General features: G+C 64.0%; 3 protein-coding genes. All 3 read right to left on the bottom strand.

The window, feature by feature from the left end; translation table 11 throughout:
- Window positions 1-126: 126 nt before the first annotated feature.
- Window positions 127-270 carry a hypothetical protein gene (locus tag EN750_RS39600; RefSeq protein WP_164750876.1) on the bottom strand — a complete coding sequence of 48 codons (144 nt, stop codon included), beginning with the start codon at window positions 268-270 and terminating at the stop codon, window positions 127-129.
- Between the two features lie 2 nt (window positions 271-272).
- Window positions 273-1,631, bottom strand: coding sequence for an aspartate aminotransferase family protein (locus EN750_RS24695; protein ID WP_127398002.1), 1,359 nt, complete (start codon window positions 1,629-1,631; stop codon window positions 273-275).
- Between the two features lie 72 nt (window positions 1,632-1,703).
- Window positions 1,704-3,161, bottom strand: a complete 1,458-nt coding sequence (gene phnY, locus EN750_RS24690; protein ID WP_127398000.1) for a phosphonoacetaldehyde dehydrogenase — start codon at window positions 3,159-3,161, stop codon at window positions 1,704-1,706.
- Between the last annotated feature and the right edge of the window lie 243 nt (window positions 3,162-3,404).

Below are 3,404 nucleotides of genomic sequence, written 5' to 3'. Positions count from 1 at the left end.
GGTGATCGATAAGTAAAATCTATTTATTTTATGACAGGCAAACTTCTCCTGATAGTTGTCATGGAACTGTCGCATGCCTGTTGCGGCCGCGATTCCGCGCTTGCGAAAGCCCACGATTGGCAACGGTCAGCCGAACGAAACGCCCGTTGTCTGTGCCCGCAAACGCGGGTCGGACGAGCGGACAGTCACCACCAGATCGCCCCCCCTCGCCCGCAAGCCCGCGTCGATTTCAGGGCATTCGAGCTCGCGGTCGGTGCGCACGGCCTTCATGGTCAGGCCGCCAGCACGGCGGTCTCGACGATGTCGAGCGCACGATCGAGATCAGCTTTCGAAATGACCAGCGGCGGCGACAGCGTCAGCACATTGCCCTGGCTGACCTTGAAGCTCAGCCCCTGCCCCAGGCAAGCATAGAAGACGCGTTCGGCGAGATCGCGCGCCGGCTCGCGCGTATCGCGATCCTCGACGAGCTCGACGCCGACCATCAGTCCCCTGCCCCTGACGTCGCCGACATGGGGCGAGCGCGCCATCAGGTGCTGCATACGCTCCAGCATGTGCCGGCCAAGTTCGGCCGCGCGTTCGACCAATCCTTCCTCCAGGATAATGTCGATCGTCGTCAGTGCGGCGCGGGTCGTCACCGGGTTCTTCTCGTGGGTGTAGTGGCCGATCGCGAAGCCACCGGTGACGTCGAGGTCGCGGCGCGCGATGACGGCGGCGATCGGCAGGATGCCGCCGCCGAGCGACTTGCCGAGGACGACGATGTCGGGCGTCACATCATCATGCTCGTGGGCGAAGAATTTTCCCGTCTTGCCCAGCCCGGTCGGGATCTCGTCGAAGATCAGCAGCGTGCCGTGTCGGTCGCAGGCTTCGCGAACCCGCTTCCAGAAACCGGGCGGCGGCGGGTTGGGCGTCGCCCGCATCGGTTCTGCGACGACCGCCGCCACGTCCTGTTCGCGGCCGAGCACATAGGCGATCATGTTGGCGCAAGCGAGCCCCGAGGTTTCGAGGGAATCGTGGCCATAGGGACAGCGATAGCCGTCCCAGGGTGCGACGTGCTCGGTGCCGGTCATCATCGGGCCTGATATGTGCGAGCGGAAGGTCGCCTCGCCGCCGACGCTTGCAGCGCCGAAGCCGGCCCCGTGGAACGCATCCCAGAACGACACCGTCTTGAAGCGGCCGGTCGCGGCGCGGGCGATCTTCAGCGCGACCTCGATGGCATCCGAACCACCGGTGGTGAACAGCACCTCGCCGAGATCGCCGGGCGCCAATGCCGCCAGCTTCTCCGCCAGCTCGACGGCGGGCTCGCAGGTAAAGCGGCGCGGCGCAAAGCAGAGCTCATCGAGCTGCTTTTTGATCGCCGTGACCAGCCTTGGATGGCCGTAGCCGAGGTGATGCACGCTGTTGCCGTGGAAATCCATGAAGCGGCGGCCAGCGGTGTCCTCGATCCAGATGCCTTGCGCCTTCGCGATGGTCGAAAGGCAGGGGCTGGACAGACTCTGGTGCATGAAGGCAGCCGCGTCGCGATCGAGCAAGCCGCGGATCCGCGGATCGTCCTGCCCGGCATCCCATCGGCCGCGAGCCGCTGTGGTGTTGGAATCGCCTTCGGTGTGCACAAGCTCTTTGATCGCGGCCATCATGGTCTCCGAAACGCGAATGAGGGAGCGGCGAACGCTCCCTCGGTTGTCTTATCCGTCAATGCCGCCCGGTCAGGACCAGGGCAGCGAAAATGTCTTCACATTGGTGTAGCTCTTCATCGCCTCGATGACGCCTTCCTTGTAGCCATTGCCCGAATCCTTGATGCCGCCGAAGGGCGACATCTCGATGCGGTAGCCCGGCACTTCCCAGATGTTGACGGTGCCGACCTGAAGGCCGGCGATGTATTTCTGCATGCGCGGAAAAGAGTTGGTGCAGACGCCCGACGACAGGCCGAAGGCGGTCGAGTTGGACAGTGCGATCAGCGCATCATCGTCGTCCGGCGCGCGAACGATCGGGATGATCGGGCCGAACGTCTCCTCCATCACCAATTCGGATGTGTGAGGAACGCGATCGACGACGATCGGCGGCAGCAACGCGCCCTGGCGACCCGGATTGTAGAGGATTTCGGCGCCCTGCTCGGCGGCCATGTGGACGCGGGCTTCGAACAGCGCCGCCGCCTTCTCGTGCACGACGGTGCCAAGGTCGGTCGAGCGGTCCATCGGATCGCCGAAGCGGATTTTTTTCGCCCGCTCCAGCACCAGCGGCACGAAGCGGTCGGCGACGCTTTCCTGAACCAGGATGCGCTTGACCGCGGTGCAGCGCTGGCCGGAGTTCTTTGTCGCGCCGGCGACGGCCAGATCGGCTGCCCTGGCCAGATCCTCGTCGGAGAGATCGTTGAGGATGATCAGCGGGTCGTTGCCGCCGAGTTCCAGCACCTGGCGCTTGTAGCCGGCGGTGCGGGCGATCATCTTGCCGACCGGCACGCCGCCGGTGAAAGTGATCAGGTCGATATTGTCGTTGGTGATCATCTCGTTGCCGATGTCTGCGGGCCAGCCGGTCACCACCGACAGCATTTCGGGCGGCAGACCGGCTTCATAGAGAATGTCGGCCAGGAGAAGCGCCGTCATCGGCGTCAGTTCGGTCGGCTTGACCACCACGCAATTGTTGGTGGCGATCGCCGGCGCCACCTTGTGCGAGACCATGTTGAGCGGGTGGTTGAACGGCGTGATCGCCGAGATCGCCTTCAACGGCTCGCGGGTGGTGAAGATCTTGCGCGCCTTGCCGTGCGGGGTGAGGTCGCAGGAGAAGATCTGGCCGTCATCCTGGATGCACATCTGCGCCGACAGCGTGAACACGTCATAGGCACGGCCGACCTCATAGAGCGAGTCCGTCTTGGAGATGCCGAGCTCGAGCGTGATGAGATCGGAGATTTCTTCGCGGCGCGACGCCAATGCCTCGGCGGCGCGGAACAGGATCTGCTGACGCTCGTAGCGCGTCAGCTTCGATTTGTAGCTGGCGGCGATCTCGAATGCTTTTCGCGCGTGCTCGGCACGCCCGGCCGGCACGGTGCCGATGACGGTGTCGTTCCAGGGGTAGCGCACCTCGACGACGCCGTCGGCATCAACTTTCTTGCCGGCAATGCGCATCGGCTCGTGGCGGACTTTGATGGCGGGGTCGAGCTTGGTCATGGGTTCTGCTCCAGCAGATTCTTAAGGCATGTCGCGGCAGAGGTTCGACCCCCACTCCGGCCCTTTCGGGCCACCTCTCCCCCGATCGACGGGGGAGAGGAAATCGGCGACGTCAGCGCTTCAACATTTACAGGCTAAGTCGCAACTAACCTTGGCGCCTTTCCTCTCCCCCGTCGATCGGGGGAGAGGTGCCGAGCGAAGCTCGGCGGAGTGGGGGTCGACCAGCGCAATCATCAATAACTA

The sequence above is a fragment of the Mesorhizobium sp. M7A.F.Ca.ET.027.03.2.1 genome (assembly GCF_003999175.1).
GTDB lineage: Bacteria > Pseudomonadota > Alphaproteobacteria > Rhizobiales > Rhizobiaceae > Mesorhizobium.
This window is presented reverse-complemented; position numbering and strand designations above follow the sequence as displayed.

Coding starts and splice junctions, on each gene's coding strand:
- EN750_RS39600 (WP_164750876.1), bottom strand. CDS start 270: ATGAAGGCCGTGCGCACCGACCGCGAGCTCGAATGCCCTGAAATCGAC.
- EN750_RS24695 (WP_127398002.1), bottom strand. CDS start 1,631: ATGGCCGCGATCAAAGAGCTTGTGCACACCGAAGGCGATTCCAACACC.
- phnY (WP_127398000.1), bottom strand. CDS start 3,161: ATGACCAAGCTCGACCCCGCCATCAAAGTCCGCCACGAGCCGATGCGC.